Raw genomic sequence first — 17,190 nt, 5'->3', positions numbered from 1 at the left:
AATAGTGAAGGTTCAATTACATCTAAAATATGGTCAATAAACTCTGGCTTTTCTAAAATCGTCTTTATTAAAGAGAGTTCCCACATATCACGGTGCATATTTTTTTGCATTAAAGGAGCATTATGCGTATTTGGCTGCGTTTGGTTATTTAAACGCAGTAGTGAAGGTGAAACTCCCAAACCACCAAGACGAGAAGCAAGATAAGTTTTGTACTCCTCTTGTAAAATTGGAGAGAGTGTTTTTAAGTAAGCAATGCCCTCTTGCATACAAGCCTCTTTTGCTTTTGGATCTTGCAGATTGTAGAGTGAAAGTATCTCATCGAGCACAAATTCTATAAAGGGCTTTGGCTCTCTAAACATATTGCCAAGCTCTTCTACCCGTCCCTCTTTTACCATATCTGCAGGATCAAGCCCTCCGCCAAACACAACCACGCCACCGTTAAAGCCACTTGCACTTAAAAGTTTTGAGGCTTTAAGCGCTGCTGCGCGCCCTGCTTTGTCGCCATCATACGCCATTACAACACGAGGAGAACCTTTACGAAGCAGTGGCAGATGTTCATGTGTAAGTGCTGTTCCAAGTGTTGCTACTGCATTGTCAAAGCCTGCTTGATGCAGCATTACAACATCCAAATAGCCCTCAGTAATAATGATTTCTTGTTTTTTATGTACGGTTTGTTTTGCAAGGTGGTAGGCATACAAAAGACGAGATTTATTAAAAAAAGCAGTCTCTGGAGAGTTTACATACTTCGCCTGATGTCCCGTAATGGTACGCCCACCAAAGCCGACTATACTGCCATTTGCAGAGTGGATGGGAAAGGTAATACGCTCAATAAAACGCGCATAGGTCTGATTACGCTCTTGGTTATAACCGACCACACCCATATCTACCGCCTCTTTGATGGAGAACTGCTGCGACTTTATGTAGTTAATAGTTGCGTTTGAATCGGGTGCATACCCAATGCCAAACTTCTCAATACTGCTCTCATAAATACCACGCTCTTTAATGTAACTCAGTGCTGTTTGATTATGAGTAAGAAGTGTTTGGTACCACTCATTAAGTTTGTCCATCACCTGTGAGCGTGGTTTGTTATGTTTGTTATCGGTATATGTGAGCGTAAAGTTATAAGACTCTGCAAGTTTTTCTAAAGCTTCGGGATAGTTAAGCTTCTCATACTCCATCACAAATTTTACAGCATCACCACCTGCCCCACATCCAAAACAGTGGTATATCTGTTTTTGTGGACTTACAACAAAAGAAGGAGATTTTTCATCATGAAATGGACAGGGTGCTTTAAAGTTCCCCCCTGCCTTTTTCAACTCAACATAGGAGCCGACAACATCAACAATATCAAGTCGTGCCTTTAGGGCTTCTATGGAGTCTTGCGCAATCATAATCACATTATACTATAGTAAATTTGCTAAATAGATAAAATTAGGTTATAATTTCAATTCAAATTTTAACAGAAAGTGGGTGATGTGATATGCCTGGTATTGTACTACGTTCAGATGACAACTTTGATGCTGCTTACAGACGTTTTAAAAAACAAGTTGACCGTAACTTAATAGTTACTGAAGCTCGTGCTCGCCGTTTCCATGAAACAGAGACTGAAAAACGTAAGAAATTCAAAATTGCTTCTCGTAAAAAAATGCTTAAACGTCTTTATATGATGAGACGTTACGAATCACGCCTGTAAACGTTTCTCCTTCGGGAGTGCGTTTTCGCTCTAAACTTTGCTCCTAAACGCAGTAACTTCCCTAAAACTCAATTCCTACTCCAACTAACATCTGATAATCATTTTGCAATGGTTTTATGCCATCAGAATCCACTTCAGGTATCTGTGTATGGTCCCAAATTCCTGTAATATCAAAATCTAACCACTCTAAGAGTGCATTTTCAAATGTCAAAACCATATGATGCTTGTAGCGTCCTGAGAGTTTGTTTGTGAGTGTAAGTTTGTACTGATATGTTATATCTGTTATATCTGAGAGCTCATACTCTAGTCGTGTACTTATTTCCAAAGATGGTGAGAGCACCGAGCTATCTGTTCCTTGTGGTACTGTAATGTAGTTCGTTCGTAATGCCGCAGGACCACCTGAGAGATCCCACTCCATCACTTTTGTTTTTATAACCGTGTACCCAATACCGACACCAGCAGTATACTGTGCGCGTATATTTTTAAACCTATCAGTATAATACTCTGAAAAAAGTGGTGTCCAAAAGAAATATCGTGTCAAATAAACATCATACTTCTCATCTATACGATGATCATTTGCTGTCTCAACTCCTTCAGTCCGTGAAACACGACCAATATAATCAAGCAAAAGTTTACTTGTTGCTGTACGTCTTTTTAAATTTGATTGCATCGTATAATCATACTGGTTACGGTTTCCTCTACGAGTATCGAAACTTATTGCTATTTTTCCTGACCAGTATTGACGTTCTTTATCACCTGAAGCCGCAAAAGAGACCACCTGAGATTTGTTAAAAGTAAAAGTCTCTTTTCCCTGGATTATACGAAATTGTCCATCTTTATATCGTAAAATCCCCGGAATAGTCGCTACACCTTCGATATTAACATCAATAATGTGATAACTCTTTATCTGCTTAATATCATCAAAATCAAAACTGTAAACCCCTATCTCTTCACTATCAAACTCAAGCTCATCATCAAACATTCCCTTAATTTTACCCTTAAACCACTCCCCCTTTTTTGTCTCTACCCAGTCATACGCTTTTGGAGTAGGGGAGAGCTTTTCCCAAGGTTGTTGCAGTTTTGAAATGTTTATTTTCCCTGTTTTATCTATGGATTTGACAACATTGCTAACAGGCAAACCTATGGTTTGTGTTCTGTTTGCATCGGAGCGCTCAGCTTTTTCTCGTACTTCAGCATCACTCATCCCCGAAGTATCTTTAATGATGACAGGTTCACCCTCTAAAAGTGCAGATTTATCCACAGACTGCATTTGTCTGCTTTGGTTTACATCGACTGCGTTTACAAGATGCTCTGCAAACGCAGCGCTCAAGAGCATCAACAAAAACGCAACTATTTTCATCTACAGTTTTCCATACATTTCATTATAAAAATTTAAAGCATATCTGTCACTCATACTTGCAATATAATCTGCCACCACTCTATGTTTATTACGCTTGTCAAGTTGCTGAAAATAAAATGAAGGAAGCATTTTCTCTTCTTCCATAAGTCCTTTATAGAGCCCTTTTATTGCCTGTTTCCCAGCGTACATTTTACGGACAATATTTTTATGTTGGTACATTTTTACAAAAAGAATCTTTTTAAGCTTTTTGATCTTTGTCTCTAGTTCTTTGTCAAAACCAACAGGCATCTCTTCATAATTTGCAACTCTCTGCTTTGAAAAATCAAGCAATGAATAGACGAGATGATTTATAAGGTTAGAGCTAAATCTGTAACGAAACATCTCATCATTTTCACTCCCTACACCTTCTAAAGCCACTTTATCTAGTATTTCACAAGCCAACTCACTCTCTTTTAAATCTTCAAAAGTGATAAGCCCAGAGTTTACGCCATCGTCTATATCATGACTCATATAGGCAATTTCATCCGCACGATCCACTACCATAGCTTCATACGATGGATGTTTATCTAGGTCGAACTGTGTGTCTATAATTTTTGGTAAAAATGATTTTTTATAAGGATAAGAGTGTTTAAGAATCCCCTCTAAAGTAGCAAAAGTAAGATTAAGACCATCAAAATTTTTATACCGTTTTTCAAGTTTTGTAACAACCCTAAAACTTTGAAAATTATGCTCAAAACCATTTTGAAAACCATCTGCTTTTAAGCACTCATCAAGTGTATCACCACCTACGTGCCCAAAAGGCGTATGTCCTAAATCATGTGCCAAAGCAATAGCTTCACCAAGAGATTCATTTAAATCAAGTTGAGAAGTAATTGAGCGTGCAATTTGAGAAACTTCAATAGAGTGTGTAAGACGAGTACGGAAGAAATCACCCTCGTGATTTAAAAAGACCTGCGTTTTATACTCTAGTTTTCTAAAACTACCCGAGTGAATAATTCTATCTCTGTCACGAGCATAAGGATTACGAAAATCCTTATCTATCTCATAAAAACGCTGGTAAGGTTTCATTAAGCTTTTTTAATGAATTCTGTTTTTAAGTAGATTTTTGTTCCGTTTACACGGCCCTCAACATGGTCATCCATATCATTTGGAAGTGTAATTCTCGTTACAGTTGTACCGCGTTTTGCAGTGAACCCTGCACCTTTCACATCTAAATCTTTTAAGATCACAATGCTATCACCTGCATGAAGTTCTACACCATTTGCATCACGAAAAACTACTTTGTTTGCTTCTGCATTTATAGCAGCATCTGCAAGTTTTTGTTCCTCTTCTTCCATATACATCATATCAAGCATATCACTGCGACCGAGCTTATTCCATAAGATATATGACATTACTTTTACCGCTGGAGTTTCACTCCACATTGCATCGTTAAGGCAGTTAAAATGTGTCTCATCAAGTTCATCATTTTCTATTTGCCCTTTGCAATTAGCACAAACATAAACGCTCTGCTCTTCGCTGCCATCACTAACAGGCAGTTCTAAAACACTTACATCTTCGCTACTTCCACACAACTCACATACTTCACTTCTTGCCATTTTTTATCCTTTTAAAATATTTTTATAATTATACTGCCCAATGATTTAATTAGGCTTTTTTTATAACCGTACCAACACCATCACTCGTAAAAATCTCTAACAAAATAGAGTGCTCTACCCTACCATCAATGATGTGTGCTTTCTCCACCCCAGCATCAACCGCCTCAAGACAAGCATCTACTTTTGGTATCATTCCACCATAAATTGTGCCATCAGCCTTATAATCTTCAATTTCTTTTTGAGTCAAAGTCTCCAAAAGATTTTTCTCTTTATCTAAAACACCAACAATGTCCGTCATAAAAAGAATCTTTTTTGCTTTAAGTTTTCCTGCAATTTTACTCGCTGCAAGGTCTGCGTTTATATTAAATCCTGGATGATTCACCTCATTTCCAGAACCAATAGGTGCTATAACAGGAATAAACCCTTCGTTAATGAGATTTTCTATCACTTTATTATCAATATTTACTATCTCACCAACAAGTCCATACTTTCCATTTGCTTTTGGCTCTGCAACGATGAAATTTGCATCTTTTCCACTGATGCCAAGTGCCTTACCACCATGAAGATTTAAAAGGGCTGTTATCTCTTTGTTGATACTTCCACTCAGTACCATCTCCACCACTTCCATCACCTGCTCAGTCGTTACACGCATACCATCAACAAACTCTGAACCAAGTTTGAGCTTATCAAGCATTGCACTAATACGATTACCACCACCATGTACGACAACAGGTTTAATGCCGACAAGGTAAAGTAAAATAATATCTTGCGCAAATTTCTCTTTTAAATCAGGATTGATTTGTGCCGAACCACCATACTTTATGACAAAAATTTTATTTTGATACTGTTTTATATATGGTAAAGCATCCAGAAGGGTCTTTGCTGTCTCTATCTTTTTAGTTATCATCAGTTTCCTTGCTAAATTTTATAATATCTTCGGCAGAGTGTATCTGTTCGTTTCTTGTCTTAAAGAATGCCTTATTTGCTTTTTTCTCACTATATGCCTGACACTCCTCTGGCACTGTACTACCCGGCTCTTGGTTAATACTATCGCACATTGTTCCTGTCACTTTAAAGTTCGCACATCCACTAACAAAAAGAACAACTGCTGCTACTGCTAAAATTTTATACATATATATTCCTATTTTTTCTTTACAATCAAATCAAGATATTTCTGAGGTGTCACACGCATCATCTCTTTTGCAAGCCAGCGTATTTGAAAATATGCAGCACCACTATCTCTAAGTGTAAAGTAATTTTTTAAACTTCTTAAATTAAATGTAACAACCATATCTACTTTTACATTATCAGTGATGATATGTTTAAAAGCATCCCCAACATTTCGCTTTTTTTTCCCATTTTGTAAGGCTTCATAAAGAGCCTCAGCATCTCCCTCAAACTCCTCTAAAAAGCCAAGAGAACTCTTTGCAACTGCAAGAGAGTAAAAATCTTCTACAACATGAAATTGATAATTTAACTTCTCATACATTCCATTTATTTCAACTCTATTATAAGCTGCATCAGCTGTAACAAACATATTAAACTCAAGCACTTTTTTTATAAAAAATTCTCTCTCATCTCCTACTTTAGAAGCAACAAAAGCATTAATAAGAGAGCTCATCGTATAACGAGTGCTACGGACACTTATGGCTTGTATTCTGTGACGAGCATGCTCTTGCAAGACTCCACGGCTTGTTCCACGAATGAGATAACTGAGATTTGCATGTTCTAAAATGGAGTGGTGAAAGTATGTCCATGCCAAATCATCAAGAAGATTTGACTCTTCTATTTCATTCAATGTTTGGCACATCTCTTTATTTGGGAGTCTATTTTCTATCTCTTGGACAATATTATTTTCACTATTTGAAAAGCTGTCATAGCATGTACGCGCTGCAGTTTCAGCAACACCAATACCAGTATCTTGCAGTAATACTACTTCAGGTTGAAAATATTTTATTCCGTACATCTCTTGCATAAAACCATCCCAAATTAATTTGGTATATTTTACTACAATTTAACTTATTGCTTACTTCTGTACACCATCCAAAATAGGCACAAAATCACAATCTTCGAGTTCTTCTTCAACTATGCGTGAACCATTTTTCATAAAACGCATAATGACCTGCTTATCTCCCTTTTGCAAAGGGGCTACGAGTATTCCACCATCACTTAACTGTTCAAAAAGTTTTTCTGGTATCTCTTTTGCAGTTGCAGAAAAAAGAATTCTGTCATAAGGAGCATAAGAGATCCAACCATTTTGTCCATCATCTGTTCGCGAATGAATGTTATTAATCCCCAAGTCACGAAAGCGTTTTTTTGCCTCCATTAAAAGTGGTTCAATCCTCTCAACAGTAAAAACACCTCGAAAAAGATGTGAAAGAACTGCTGCTTGATACCCACTACCACAACCAACTTCCAAAACTCTATCTGCACCGCGAGGAATGAGGTACTCTGTCATTTTTGCAACAGTTAAAGGTGAACTTATAAACTGTGCTCCTCCTATAGGCAAAGCATCAAGCTTATAAGCATTGTGACGAAATCCAGTTGGAACAAAAGCCTCCCTATTTGTGCTTGCTATCGCTTCTTTTACTGCTGGAGAGAGCAGAAATCTCTTCTCTATTTCATCTGCCATCCGTGCAGTTTTTGTTGCTGTTATTCTATCCAAATTACTCTATCCCCACATCCATATATCTTCGCATTAAAGATATATCTTTTTTATTATATTTGACCTCTAAGCAAGGCTTATTCCTATTGTAAAAAGCTTCACCCTGTGGTGAAATTATAGCGCTTATTTTTGTGCACTCTTCATTTTTAGCATCACTTGCAACAACGTAACATTGATTTATGAGTGCTAAAGACTGCGTTAAAATTTCAAAATGTTTCGCCCGTATTTTTCCCCACCAAGCAGGTACAGCTATAATGTCTGCCCCTTCACATCTAGACCACAACTCTTTAAAACGCAGCTCAAAACAGATTAAAATTGCAATTTTTATGCCATCAACTAGCACAAAATCAATATCGTCTATATTTCCCTCTACAAAATATTTCTCTTCACCACCAAATTTAAAAAGTTTTGCCTTAGCCCTCTCATAAATCACTTCACCATTGTGAAATACTTTTGCAAAATTATAAACGCCATCATCTCGTTTTTCTATAATTGTTAGTATAACTGTTTTGTTTGCGCTGGCTTTTTTTATAGACTCAATGGCAGATGAAGCAAACGCACTAACTGCATCAAAATTCTCATAATCAAAGCCCGTTAAAGCAACTTCTGGAGCAACGATAATGCTATTTTTTTGACGATTATCTATAAGTGTAAGAAGTGTTTGTAAGTTAGCCTTGTAATCATTTGTAGTCTCAAATGAGAGAGAGCAGAGCGTATGCTCAACTCTTTTAGAAGTCATCATCAAAAGAGAGGCTACCTTTTGAGTAGTTTACTACATTTCCTTCAAAGAAATTTGTTTTTTGATCATTAAATTTTGCAAAATCATCTACCCATTTAATTGGATTTGAAACATTATAAATTTTGTCAAGACCAACAGCATTTAATCTATCGTCTGCTAAATATTGTATATATTGTTCTACAATATCATTTGTAAGTCCAAGAATCTGTCCCTGCGTAATGTATTTTCCCCAATCAGATTCAAGTTTTGTGGCTTTACGAAACATCTCATAAACATCTGCTTTTAACTCATCTGTAAATAAATCAGCTCGCTCTTTTCGTAGTGTATTTATAAGATTTTGAAAAAGTACAAGATGTGTCACTTCATCACGCTGAATAAAACGAATCATCTGTGCAGATCCAAGCATTTTTCCAGATCGTGCAAGGGTATAAAGATAAGTAAAACCACTATAAAAGTAAATACCCTCTAAAATTTGATTTGCAAAGCAGGCTTTTAAAAAATTCTCGTCTGTTGGATGGTCTGCAAGTTCTTGATATACTGCAGCAATAGCATCATTTTTATGTTTAAGCATCATATCTCTACGCCAAAGATCATAAATCTCTTCAGAATTTGTTGAAATGCTATCAACCATTACTGCATAACTTTGAGAATGTAGTGCCTCTTCAAAAGATTGACGCACTAAAACAAGATTAATCTCTGGAGCGGTTACATAAGGATTAACATTATCAATCAAGTTGTTTGTTTGAAGTGAATCCATAAAAATAAGCTGTGAAAGAGTCTTATCATAAGCTATTTTTTCTGCATCTGTAAGTTGTTTATAGTCATTCACATCACGAGTCATATCGACCTCTTTAGGAAACCAAGTATTGTTTAACATCATCTCCCAAAGGTTATATGCCCACTGATATTTAATATTGTTAAGTTCAAAAATACCTGTTGGATTACCACCAAAAACTTTTCTATCATTTACATTTTCAGTTGAATCAGGGTTATATATATGTTTTCTATCCATAAAATTCCATCCTTATAAGTAAAGCATTTTATCACTATGTCAATTAAAAACTAATTATTAGATACAATATATTATGAAATTTAGAACAAAAAATTTACTTTCAAATAGACATATTCAAACATCTTATGCAACACTTTTTAGAAAGCCTTTTTTAAAAAATTGGGAGATTGAAGAGTTCACTCTTAGTGATGGAGATTTTATAGAAATTTATTGGCAAAACAGACCTAAACGCAGTGAGTGTAAAAAGATTGCTGTTTTATTTCACGGACTTGCAGGCTCTTACAAATCACCCTATATTCAAGGTGCGGTTAAAGAGCTTTGTAATGATGGATTTGCCTGCGCGGTTGTACATTTTCGTGGATGTGCTTTAAAAGAGAATCTTCTTGCACGCTCTTATCATAGTGGCGATACAAAAGATAATCTTGAATATTTGGAACATATCCATAAAAAATATATAAGTGCAAAAATTTATTGTGTTGGTTACTCTCTTGGGGCAAATATGCTTCTTAAACTTCTAGGGGAACTAAAACAAAACAGTTTTATAACAGCAGCAGTTGGAGTTAGCGCACCACTACAACTTGAAATAGCGGCAAAAACCATAGACAGTGGAGGAGCAAAAGTTTACCAGAAACGACTTTTAGATGAACTAAAAATATCACTACTAAAAAAATTTAAAAAATTTGATTTTAAAAAATTGATTAATTTAAAAGAAGAAGATGTCAAAAATATGAAAAGTATTCGTGAGTTTGATGAACTCTATACCGCTCCTATTCATGGTTTTTCTTCAGCAGATGATTATTATGCTAAAAATAGCGCAAAACAATTTTTAAAATATATAGAGACACCCACACTTATAATTCAGGCAAAAGATGATCCATTTATGACACCGGAAGTTTTACCAAAAAAAGAAGAAATTTCAAAATTTATCACTTTAGAAGTAAGTGAAAAAGGTGGTCATGTCGGGTTTATTGAAGGAAATCTTTTCAAGCCAAAATATTGGCTTGAAAAGAGAATAGTCGAATATTTTCGACTATTTGCGTGAGTTACGTTTTCTCTCACTCTCAGTTAAGAATTTTTTACGAATACGAATAGATTTTGGAGTTACTTCAAGAAGTTCATCATCTTCAATCCACTCTAAAGCACGCTCTAGTGACATATCACGAGGTGGTACAAGTTTAATAGCTTCATCAGCTCCGCTTGAGCGAACATTTGATTGTGCTTTTCCTTTAATAGGATTTACAACCAAGTCGTTTTGACGAGAATGTTCACCAATAATCATACCTTCATATACTTCAGTCTGCACACCGATGAAAAGTGTACCACGGTCTTGAATACCAAAAAGAGAGAATCCAAGAGTTGAACCAGCAGTCATAGATACAAGTGCACCATAACTTCTTGATTCAACTGCACCACTAAATGGACGGAATTCTAAGAAAGAGTGGTTCATAATACCCTCACCCTTAGTGTCAGTTAAAAATTGTCCACGAAATCCAATCAATGCACGAGCAGGAATTTCAAATTCGATTCTTTGGAAACCTTGGCCCATTGGCATCATGGATTTCATTTCAGCTTTTCTTTTACCAAGACGCTCAATTACAGTACCACCAAGTTCTTCAGGAACATCAATTACCAAATGTTCAAATGGTTCACATTTTACGCCATCAATTTCTTTGGTAATAACTTCTGGACGAGAAATACTAAATTCATAATCTTCACGACGCATATTTTCAGCAAGAATTGTAATTTGAAGTTCACCACGACCACTTACTTTAAATTTACCCTCACCAACAACTTCAAGTTTCATAGCAACATTTGTTGTCATTTCCGCTTCTAGTCTATCTTTGAGTTTATTTGAAGTTACATGTTTACCCTCTTTACCAGCAAGTGGAGAGTCATTTACAGCAAATACAACTGTAAGTGTTGGTTCTTCAACATGCATAGGATCAAGTGCAACAGGATTTACTGGATCACATACAGTATCTCCAACATCAACAGTCTCCATTCCTGCAAACGCAACAATGTCACCAGCTTCTGCTTGGTCTATTTCCATACGGTTAAGTCCCATAAAACCAATAAGTTTAGAGATTTTTCCTTTTACCAATGAACCATCAGCTTTTGCAAGCATAACATTATCGCCTTTATTTACACGACCATTAAAAATACGGCTAATTCCAATTTTACCAACATAGTTGTCATAATCTAATGTAAATACTTGCGCTTGAAAATCATTTTCTGGTGAACCTTCTGGCTCTGGAACATGCTCTAAGATAGTTTCAAAAATACATTGAAAATCTCCACCCTCTTCATCCATATCGAGTTTTGCAATACCATCACGAGCAGCAGCATAGATAATAGGAAAATCTTGTTGCTCATCTGTTGCACCCATATCTGCAAAAAGGTCAAACATTTCATCTACAACACGATCAGGCTCAGCTGAAGGTTTGTCAATTTTATTGATAACAACAATTGGTTTTTTACCAAGCGCTAACATTTTTTTAACAACAAACTTAGTTTGTGGCATAACCCCCTCATAAGCATCAACAAGTACTAAAACACCATCAACCATTTTAAGAACACGCTCAACCTCACCACCGAAATCGGCATGGCCCGGAGTGTCAATAATGTTAATTTTATAATCTTTATAACGGATAGCCGTATTTTTAGAAAGAATCGTAATACCACGCTCTTTTTCAAGTGCATTGCTGTCCATTGCTCTTTCATCATGTTGTTCATGTGAACCAAAAGTACCAGATTGCTCTAGTAGTCCATCAACCAAAGTTGTTTTACCGTGGTCAACGTGTGCGATAACCGCAATATTTCTAATTTTTTGCATTAGTGGTTTCCTTTATTTGGAAAATTTTCGCGATTATACCCTAATTATCATTACATCCTTGTAAAATAAGTGCTATACTTTTTAAAAGAGAAATAAAAAGCGAGTAAATGTATAAAAATGAGTGTCAAATACCCAAAATCTTTACATCCAATTTTTCTAAAACTTATTAATCATAATATCAAACCTATTATTGTCGGTGGATATATCCGAGATTCCCTTTTAAACCAAGAATCTCACGATATTGACATAGAACTTTATAATATTGACTCTCTTGAATATGTAGAAAAAATTTTAGAGGAGTTTGGCAGCGTTAACAGTGTTGGAAAATCTTTTGGTATCTGTAAATTAAAATACAGAGGTTTAGAGTTAGATTTTTCACTTCCTAGAACTGATAGCAAAATTGCATCTGGGCATCAAGGATTTCAAATAGAAGTAGACACTTCATTAAACTTTACCCAAGCAAGTAGCCGCAGAGATTTTACTATAAACGCAATGGGATATGACATAAAAGCAAAAAAATTACTTGATCCCTTTCATGGAATAGAAGATTTAAATAAAAAACATCTCAAAGCAGTTGATTTGAAAAAATTTGATGAAGATCCACTAAGAGTTCTGCGTGCAATTATGTTTAGTGCCCGTTTTGAGTTTAGGCTTGAGAATTCTCTGTTTATAAAGTGTAAATCTATGATGCAAGCCAATGTTCTCAAAGAGTTGGCACAAGAGAGAATTTTTCAAGAGATTAAAAAGATTTTACTTCAATCAAAACAACCCTCACAAGGCTTTTTACTTTTAAAACATCTTGATGGTTTTATTTTTTTTAATGAATTTACTCTTCTAAATGAAGAAAAGTATTTTGACATACTTAAAAGTCTTGATATTTTTAAACAATATTATTTTACAAAAAATGAGGATAAAAATATAATAGTTATGTTTGCTCTTTTATCTTCAAAATTTACAATAACAGCACAAAAATCATTTTTAAACAAACTCACAAAAAATAAAAAGCTGATAAAGACAATAGAAGAACTAACACAAACGCAACTGCGTTTAGAAGATTTACACAATTATGATATTTATAAATTAGCAACAAAAGTAGATATATCACTCTACTGCGTTTATCTTTATGCCCTTTATCACAACAATAAAAAAAAAGAAATAGACAATTTAATAGATAAAGCAAAGAGATTGGGGGTATTTTACAAAAAAGCAGAGCCTTTTATAAGAGGAAGAGAACTCATGAGCTTTGGTTTAAAACCATCAGTACTTTTTTCAAAAATATTAGATGATGCCTATGAAGCACAAATGCATGAAGATTTCAAAAATAGAGAGGAAGCTCTTGTTTGGATTCAGAAATATCTATCTTTGCTCTAATTCTGAAAGATATTTTCCTTGAATATAGTCAACTTTAACCTTTTTTGCAAGTTCAAAACTCTGCTGCGTTTGAATATTTTTTATCCATGTTTTTACTCCCTTTTCATGAGCCATAATCACAAAACCATCAACAATATTAAAATTTTTCTTTAATTTTTCATCATTTGAATAGTAGGAATCGAACCTTACAATATCAATATCTAATTCTCTTAAATATAAAAAACTTGTATGGATAGAACCCAGTCTATCAATGGCAATTTTTATACCCAATTTTTTCAAAGAGTGTAAAATACTGTTGTATCTTTGTGTATGTGAATAGTACTCAAATTCAGAGAGAACAAATATTATATTAAGTGTTCCATACTCTTTAAAGAACTCTTTTACTCGAAAAAGAAATTTATCGTTTCTCAGAGATGTTGGTAAAATATTAATAGCATGAAATATCTTATTTTCAACACTTTTTTGTAAAATTTCTTCTATAACAAGTAGATCAAAATCAACACCCAAAGAGAGTTTATTTATAACTTTAATATAGGTTTTTGGATGTATAAGCTTAGAATCTTCCCCTTTTAGTTTTACAAAACACTCTCTAAACGCAAGGCTTTCATTTTCAAATACATCCTGTTTCATAAGAAAAAGATTTCTCTCTTTTATTGCGTTTATAACTAAAGATTCAAGTTCGTTTGGATTTATTTCTTCTTCTTTTGTTACTTTTTTTCTATTTTGAATTTCAAAAAGATGTTCAATTAAATAATCAAGCTCTTGAGAATAGCGGCTATCAACAATAGCACCAGAAATTTTTACCTCAATATCACCCACTTTAAACTCATTTGACTTTAGACAAAAAAGATCTAAAAGTGTCATATATTTCTCTTTCTTTCCCTCAAGACCAATAATAAAATCACCACCTTTTAAATGACCTAATGGAAAGTTATTTATATCTGCATCTTTAAAATATTTTGCTATCCACAAGACAACTTCTCGTAAAACTTTATCTCCATTTTTAATCCCATAGAGTTTATTTATATCATTAAGATTCTCGACACTTAAAAGTATAAGCGTATAAGTTTTTTTATTATGGAGTTCTTTTATAAGGTATTTGTAAAGATATTCTCGTGTAAAAGTTTTTGTTATATTATCAGTTATTTTTACTTCAAAACCACTATAAATAAGATAAAAAATAAAATAGATACTTACAAAAAGAAGAAGAACTGCCTCTATATACATTGAGGCAGTTAAATTTCCATAGTTGCTAACAAAAGTGTGAAATATAAAAGCAACGACAAGTGCAAAAATGGGGAGTCCCATTCTTAGTGCTAGTTTAAATCTATATTCCCTCTCTTTTGTCTGCGGCAGTAGCATAACTTATACGTCTAAATGTTTCACATCTTTTGCATGTGTCTCAATATAGTTACGACGAGGTTCTACTTCATCACCCATAAAAAGAGTAAATGAGTCTGAAGCTACCTCTGCATCATCAATGCTAATTTGTAAAAGCACTCTATTTTCTGGAGTCATTGTTGTTTCCCAAAGTTGTTCAGGGTTCATCTCACCAAGACCTTTGTAACGTTGAATATATGCACCCTTTTTCGCATACTCTTTAATGTCATTTAAAATCTCTATGAAATCTTTTTCAAAAGAGATATCCCACTCTTGAATCTTTTTATAAACATAACTTGCTTCTGCAAAGTGAGGTGCACCAAAGAGTTCATCATTTATAAGTAACTCTTCCATTCCACCCTCTGTTTGAACGAAAAGATGAATTTCATTTGTCTCTTCATTTATTGAATATGTTAAAATATTATTATTAATAGAGTCTAAATATTTTTTAATCTCTTCAAACATATCTTTTGCATCAAGAGCAATTAAATCAGGATTTTCTACAAAAAGACGGATAAGATTTACAAGAGCATAGCGACGCTCTAGTGCCTCAAGTGAACCAGCATAATGGTCTACCATTTTAAAGTAAGCTACTAAATCATCATGACCAATACTTTCAACCTCTAAAGACTCAACGCCATTATCAATAAGAAAATCATTCATAGCTCTGTCGTCTTTAAAATAGATCTCTTTTTTCTTACCTTTTGTATATCTGTAAAGTGGTGGTTGTGCAAGATACAAATACCCTTTTTCAACAATATCTCTAAAATATCTAAAAAAGAAAGTAAGTAGAAGTGTTTGAATATGGCTACCATCAACATCGGCATCGGTCATAATAATAATTTTATGATAACGAAGCTTCTCTTCATTATACTCTTCACCAATACCACAACCCATAGCCGTAATCATATTTGTAATTTCATCAGATTTTAAAATTTTCTCTAAACGAGCTTTTTCAACATTTAAAATTTTTCCTTTAAGTGGTAAAATTGCTTGAAAAACACGGTCACGACCCATTTTTGCAGAACCGCCTGCAGAGTCCCCTTCCACCAGATAAAGTTCACAAATAGAAGCATCTTTACTTTGACAATCAGCTAATTTACCAGGAAGCGTTCCAACACTCATAGAATCTTTTCTACGAGTAAGTTCACGAGCTTTTTTGGCAGCTTCACGTCCACGAGCAGCCATAAGTGCTTTTTGTACTATCGCTTTTGCTTCAATAGGATTCTCTTCAAAGTATTTACTAAGAGCTTCACCTGTTGCTTTTTGAATAAGAGGACGGACATAAGTATTTCCAAGTTTTCCTTTTGTTTGTCCTTCAAATTGTGGTTCTGGAACACGAGCAGAGACAATAGCAATAAGTCCCTCTTTTACATCATCACCAGATATTTTTACATCTTTTTCTTTTACAGCTCCATTTTTAGAGTTGTAATTTGATACAACACGAGTGAGTCCCGCACGAAAACCTGCTTCATGTGTACCACCATTTGGAGTTCTAATGTTATTTACAAAAGAAGCAAGTTTCTCTTCATAAGAGTCATTATACATAAGAGCAATATCAAACTCAATATCTTCAACTTTACCACTAAAACTATAAACATTTGCAACAGTCTGTTTTTTATTCATATCAGTTACATACTGCGCAATACCACCTTCAAAATGATATTCTTCTTTCTGACCACTTCTCTCATCAATAAATTTAATAGTAATAGATGGATTTAGGTATGCTAACTCTTTAAATCTTTTTGCTAAGTAGTCATATTCAAAAGTTACAGTATCTGTAAATATACTTGGATCAGCTGCAAATTCAATGGTTGTTCCAGTTTTTCTAGTAGTTCCTGTAACTTCAAGAGGCTCTTGTGGAATACCCATTTTAAAATCTTGTTCATGAATTTTTCCATCACGATAGATTGTCATATGAAGATCAGAAGAGAGAGCATTTACAACGGAAACACCAACACCATGAAGTCCACCAGAAACTTTATAGGTATCTTTATCAAATTTTCCACCAGCATGAAGTACAGTTAAAACAACAGTTGCAGCACTCATTCCCTCTGTTGGATGCATACCAGTAGGAATACCACGACCATTATCACTAACTTTACATGTTCCATTTTTTGTTAGTGTTACAGTGATGGTATTACAATAACCAGCCATAGCTTCATCAATAGAGTTATCAATGACTTCATAAACTAAATGATGTAGTCCGCGATGTCCCGTGTCACCAATATACATACCAGGACGTTTACGAACAGCCTCTAAACCTTTGAGGACTTTAATATTACTAGCACCGTAATTTTGTTCCATTAAATACTCTCCATTGCCATATTTGGCATTATTGGAGATATTTTATCTAAAATTAACTAAAAAGAAGTTTTATGTCTTTAAGAGACTTATATAACTATAGGCATAATTACTGTAATGAAGTTTTGATCTTTAATAATAAATGGAAGATTTCCTTCATTAAGACCAATGCTGAATTCTGAAGAGTTAATTGCGTTTAAAAAATCTAAAAGATATTTAGAGTTAATTGCAATTG

General features: G+C 34.5%; 17 protein-coding genes. 3 read left to right on the top strand and 14 right to left on the bottom strand.

Going from position 1 to position 17,190, the window contains the following annotated elements:
- Nucleotides 1-1,391 (bottom strand): DNA primase (gene dnaG, locus MV589_RS06710; protein ID WP_297433218.1); only part of this gene is annotated, 1,391 nt, incomplete at its 3' end.
- Between the two features lie 89 nt (nt 1,392-1,480).
- On the opposite strand from dnaG, the gene rpsU reads away from it, so the two are divergent.
- A complete protein-coding gene (gene rpsU / locus MV589_RS06705) occupies nt 1,481-1,693 on the top strand; it encodes a 30S ribosomal protein S21 (RefSeq protein ID WP_013325822.1) in 213 nt (70 codons plus the stop codon).
- 61 nt (nt 1,694-1,754) lie between these two features.
- On the opposite strand, the gene MV589_RS06700 is transcribed toward rpsU, so the two are convergent.
- Genes MV589_RS06700 through MV589_RS06660 form a run of 9 tightly spaced genes read right to left on the bottom strand, consistent with a single transcriptional unit; the run spans nt 1,755 to nt 9,067 of the window.
- Entirely contained in the window at nt 1,755-3,053 is a 1,299-nt protein-coding gene (locus tag MV589_RS06700) for a DUF481 domain-containing protein (RefSeq protein ID WP_297433214.1), read from the bottom strand.
- Complete coding sequence (locus MV589_RS06695; protein WP_297433212.1) at nt 3,054-4,121, bottom strand: deoxyguanosinetriphosphate triphosphohydrolase family protein; 1,068 nt, start codon at nt 4,119-4,121, stop codon at nt 3,054-3,056.
- On the bottom strand, nt 4,121-4,651 hold the full coding sequence (locus MV589_RS06690) for a PhnA domain-containing protein (RefSeq protein ID WP_297433210.1): 531 nt from the start codon (nt 4,649-4,651) through the stop codon (nt 4,121-4,123). The genes MV589_RS06695 and MV589_RS06690 overlap by 1 nt, the downstream gene beginning before the upstream one ends.
- A gap of 49 nt (nt 4,652-4,700) precedes the next feature.
- The gene (gene argB, locus MV589_RS06685; RefSeq protein WP_297433208.1) at nt 4,701-5,558 is read right to left on the bottom strand and encodes an acetylglutamate kinase; all 858 of its coding nucleotides are present in this window, start codon (nt 5,556-5,558) and stop codon (nt 4,701-4,703) included.
- Nucleotides 5,548-5,784, bottom strand: coding sequence for a hypothetical protein (locus MV589_RS06680; protein ID WP_297433207.1), 237 nt, complete (start codon nt 5,782-5,784; stop codon nt 5,548-5,550). The genes argB and MV589_RS06680 overlap by 11 nt, the downstream gene beginning before the upstream one ends.
- A gap of 8 nt (nt 5,785-5,792) precedes the next feature.
- A complete protein-coding gene (locus MV589_RS06675; protein WP_297433206.1) occupies nt 5,793-6,626 on the bottom strand; it encodes an FAD-dependent thymidylate synthase in 834 nt (277 codons plus the stop codon).
- Nucleotides 6,627-6,677: 51 nt separating this feature from the next.
- The gene (locus MV589_RS06670; RefSeq protein WP_297433204.1) at nt 6,678-7,316 is read right to left on the bottom strand and encodes a protein-L-isoaspartate(D-aspartate) O-methyltransferase; all 639 of its coding nucleotides are present in this window, start codon (nt 7,314-7,316) and stop codon (nt 6,678-6,680) included.
- A 1-nt stretch (nt 7,317) separates the two neighbouring features.
- Nucleotides 7,318-8,058, bottom strand: a complete 741-nt coding sequence (locus MV589_RS06665; RefSeq protein WP_297433202.1) for a carbon-nitrogen hydrolase family protein — start codon at nt 8,056-8,058, stop codon at nt 7,318-7,320.
- Nucleotides 8,045-9,067, bottom strand: coding sequence for a ribonucleotide-diphosphate reductase subunit beta (locus MV589_RS06660; RefSeq protein WP_297433200.1), 1,023 nt, complete (start codon nt 9,065-9,067; stop codon nt 8,045-8,047). Before MV589_RS06660 ends, MV589_RS06665 begins: the two co-directional genes overlap by 14 nt.
- A gap of 73 nt (nt 9,068-9,140) precedes the next feature.
- Here MV589_RS06660 and MV589_RS06655 point away from each other — a divergent pair, with 73 nt between their 5' ends.
- On the top strand, nt 9,141-10,109 hold the full coding sequence (locus MV589_RS06655) for a hydrolase (protein WP_297433198.1): 969 nt from the start codon (nt 9,141-9,143) through the stop codon (nt 10,107-10,109).
- Here the strand turns inward: MV589_RS06655 and typA are convergent.
- On the bottom strand, nt 10,098-11,900 hold the full coding sequence (gene typA, locus MV589_RS06650; RefSeq protein ID WP_297433196.1) for a translational GTPase TypA: 1,803 nt from the start codon (nt 11,898-11,900) through the stop codon (nt 10,098-10,100). The genes MV589_RS06655 and typA overlap by 12 nt on opposite strands.
- A 117-nt stretch (nt 11,901-12,017) precedes the next feature.
- On the opposite strand from typA, the gene MV589_RS06645 reads away from it, so the two are divergent.
- Nucleotides 12,018-13,271: a CCA tRNA nucleotidyltransferase gene (locus MV589_RS06645; RefSeq protein WP_297433194.1), complete on the top strand. Its 1,254-nt coding sequence runs from the start codon at nt 12,018-12,020 to the stop codon at nt 13,269-13,271.
- Here the strand turns inward: MV589_RS06645 and MV589_RS06640 are convergent.
- The 3 genes from MV589_RS06640 to MV589_RS06630 all read right to left on the bottom strand — a co-directional run bounded on the left by MV589_RS06640 (nt 13,257) and on the right by MV589_RS06630 (nt 17,182).
- Nucleotides 13,257-14,633 carry a bifunctional diguanylate cyclase/phosphodiesterase gene (locus MV589_RS06640; protein ID WP_297433192.1) on the bottom strand — a complete coding sequence of 459 codons (1,377 nt, stop codon included), beginning with the start codon at nt 14,631-14,633 and terminating at the stop codon, nt 13,257-13,259. The genes MV589_RS06645 and MV589_RS06640 overlap by 15 nt on opposite strands.
- Nucleotides 14,634-14,636: 3 nt before the next feature.
- Nucleotides 14,637-16,958 carry a DNA topoisomerase (ATP-hydrolyzing) subunit B gene (gene gyrB, locus MV589_RS06635; RefSeq protein ID WP_297433190.1) on the bottom strand — a complete coding sequence of 774 codons (2,322 nt, stop codon included), beginning with the start codon at nt 16,956-16,958 and terminating at the stop codon, nt 14,637-14,639.
- 86 nt (nt 16,959-17,044) lie between these two features.
- Entirely contained in the window at nt 17,045-17,182 is a 138-nt protein-coding gene (locus MV589_RS06630) for a hypothetical protein (RefSeq protein WP_297433220.1), read from the bottom strand.
- Nucleotides 17,183-17,190: the final 8 nt, after the last annotated feature.

Source organism: Sulfurimonas sp. (assembly GCF_026991475.1).
In the GTDB taxonomy this organism is placed as follows: Bacteria; Campylobacterota; Campylobacteria; order Campylobacterales; family Sulfurimonadaceae; genus Sulfurimonas.
Note: the sequence above shows the minus strand (reverse complement) of the source record. Positions and strands in the feature narration are given on the sequence as shown.

Coding starts and splice junctions, on each gene's coding strand:
- rpsU (WP_013325822.1), top strand. CDS start 1,481: ATGCCTGGTATTGTACTACGTTCAGATGACAACTTTGATGCTGCTTAC.
- MV589_RS06700 (WP_297433214.1), bottom strand. CDS start 3,053: ATGAAAATAGTTGCGTTTTTGTTGATGCTCTTGAGCGCTGCGTTTGCA.
- MV589_RS06695 (WP_297433212.1), bottom strand. CDS start 4,121: ATGAAACCTTACCAGCGTTTTTATGAGATAGATAAGGATTTTCGTAAT.
- MV589_RS06690 (WP_297433210.1), bottom strand. CDS start 4,651: ATGGCAAGAAGTGAAGTATGTGAGTTGTGTGGAAGTAGCGAAGATGTA.
- argB (WP_297433208.1), bottom strand. CDS start 5,558: ATGATAACTAAAAAGATAGAGACAGCAAAGACCCTTCTGGATGCTTTA.
- MV589_RS06680 (WP_297433207.1), bottom strand. CDS start 5,784: ATGTATAAAATTTTAGCAGTAGCAGCAGTTGTTCTTTTTGTTAGTGGA.
- MV589_RS06675 (WP_297433206.1), bottom strand. CDS start 6,626: ATGCAAGAGATGTACGGAATAAAATATTTTCAACCTGAAGTAGTATTA.
- MV589_RS06665 (WP_297433202.1), bottom strand. CDS start 8,058: ATGATGACTTCTAAAAGAGTTGAGCATACGCTCTGCTCTCTCTCATTT.
- MV589_RS06660 (WP_297433200.1), bottom strand. CDS start 9,067: ATGGATAGAAAACATATATATAACCCTGATTCAACTGAAAATGTAAAT.
- MV589_RS06655 (WP_297433198.1), top strand. CDS start 9,141: ATGAAATTTAGAACAAAAAATTTACTTTCAAATAGACATATTCAAACA.
- typA (WP_297433196.1), bottom strand. CDS start 11,900: ATGCAAAAAATTAGAAATATTGCGGTTATCGCACACGTTGACCACGGT.
- MV589_RS06645 (WP_297433194.1), top strand. CDS start 12,018: ATGAGTGTCAAATACCCAAAATCTTTACATCCAATTTTTCTAAAACTT.
- MV589_RS06640 (WP_297433192.1), bottom strand. CDS start 14,633: ATGCTACTGCCGCAGACAAAAGAGAGGGAATATAGATTTAAACTAGCA.
- gyrB (WP_297433190.1), bottom strand. CDS start 16,958: ATGGAACAAAATTACGGTGCTAGTAATATTAAAGTCCTCAAAGGTTTA.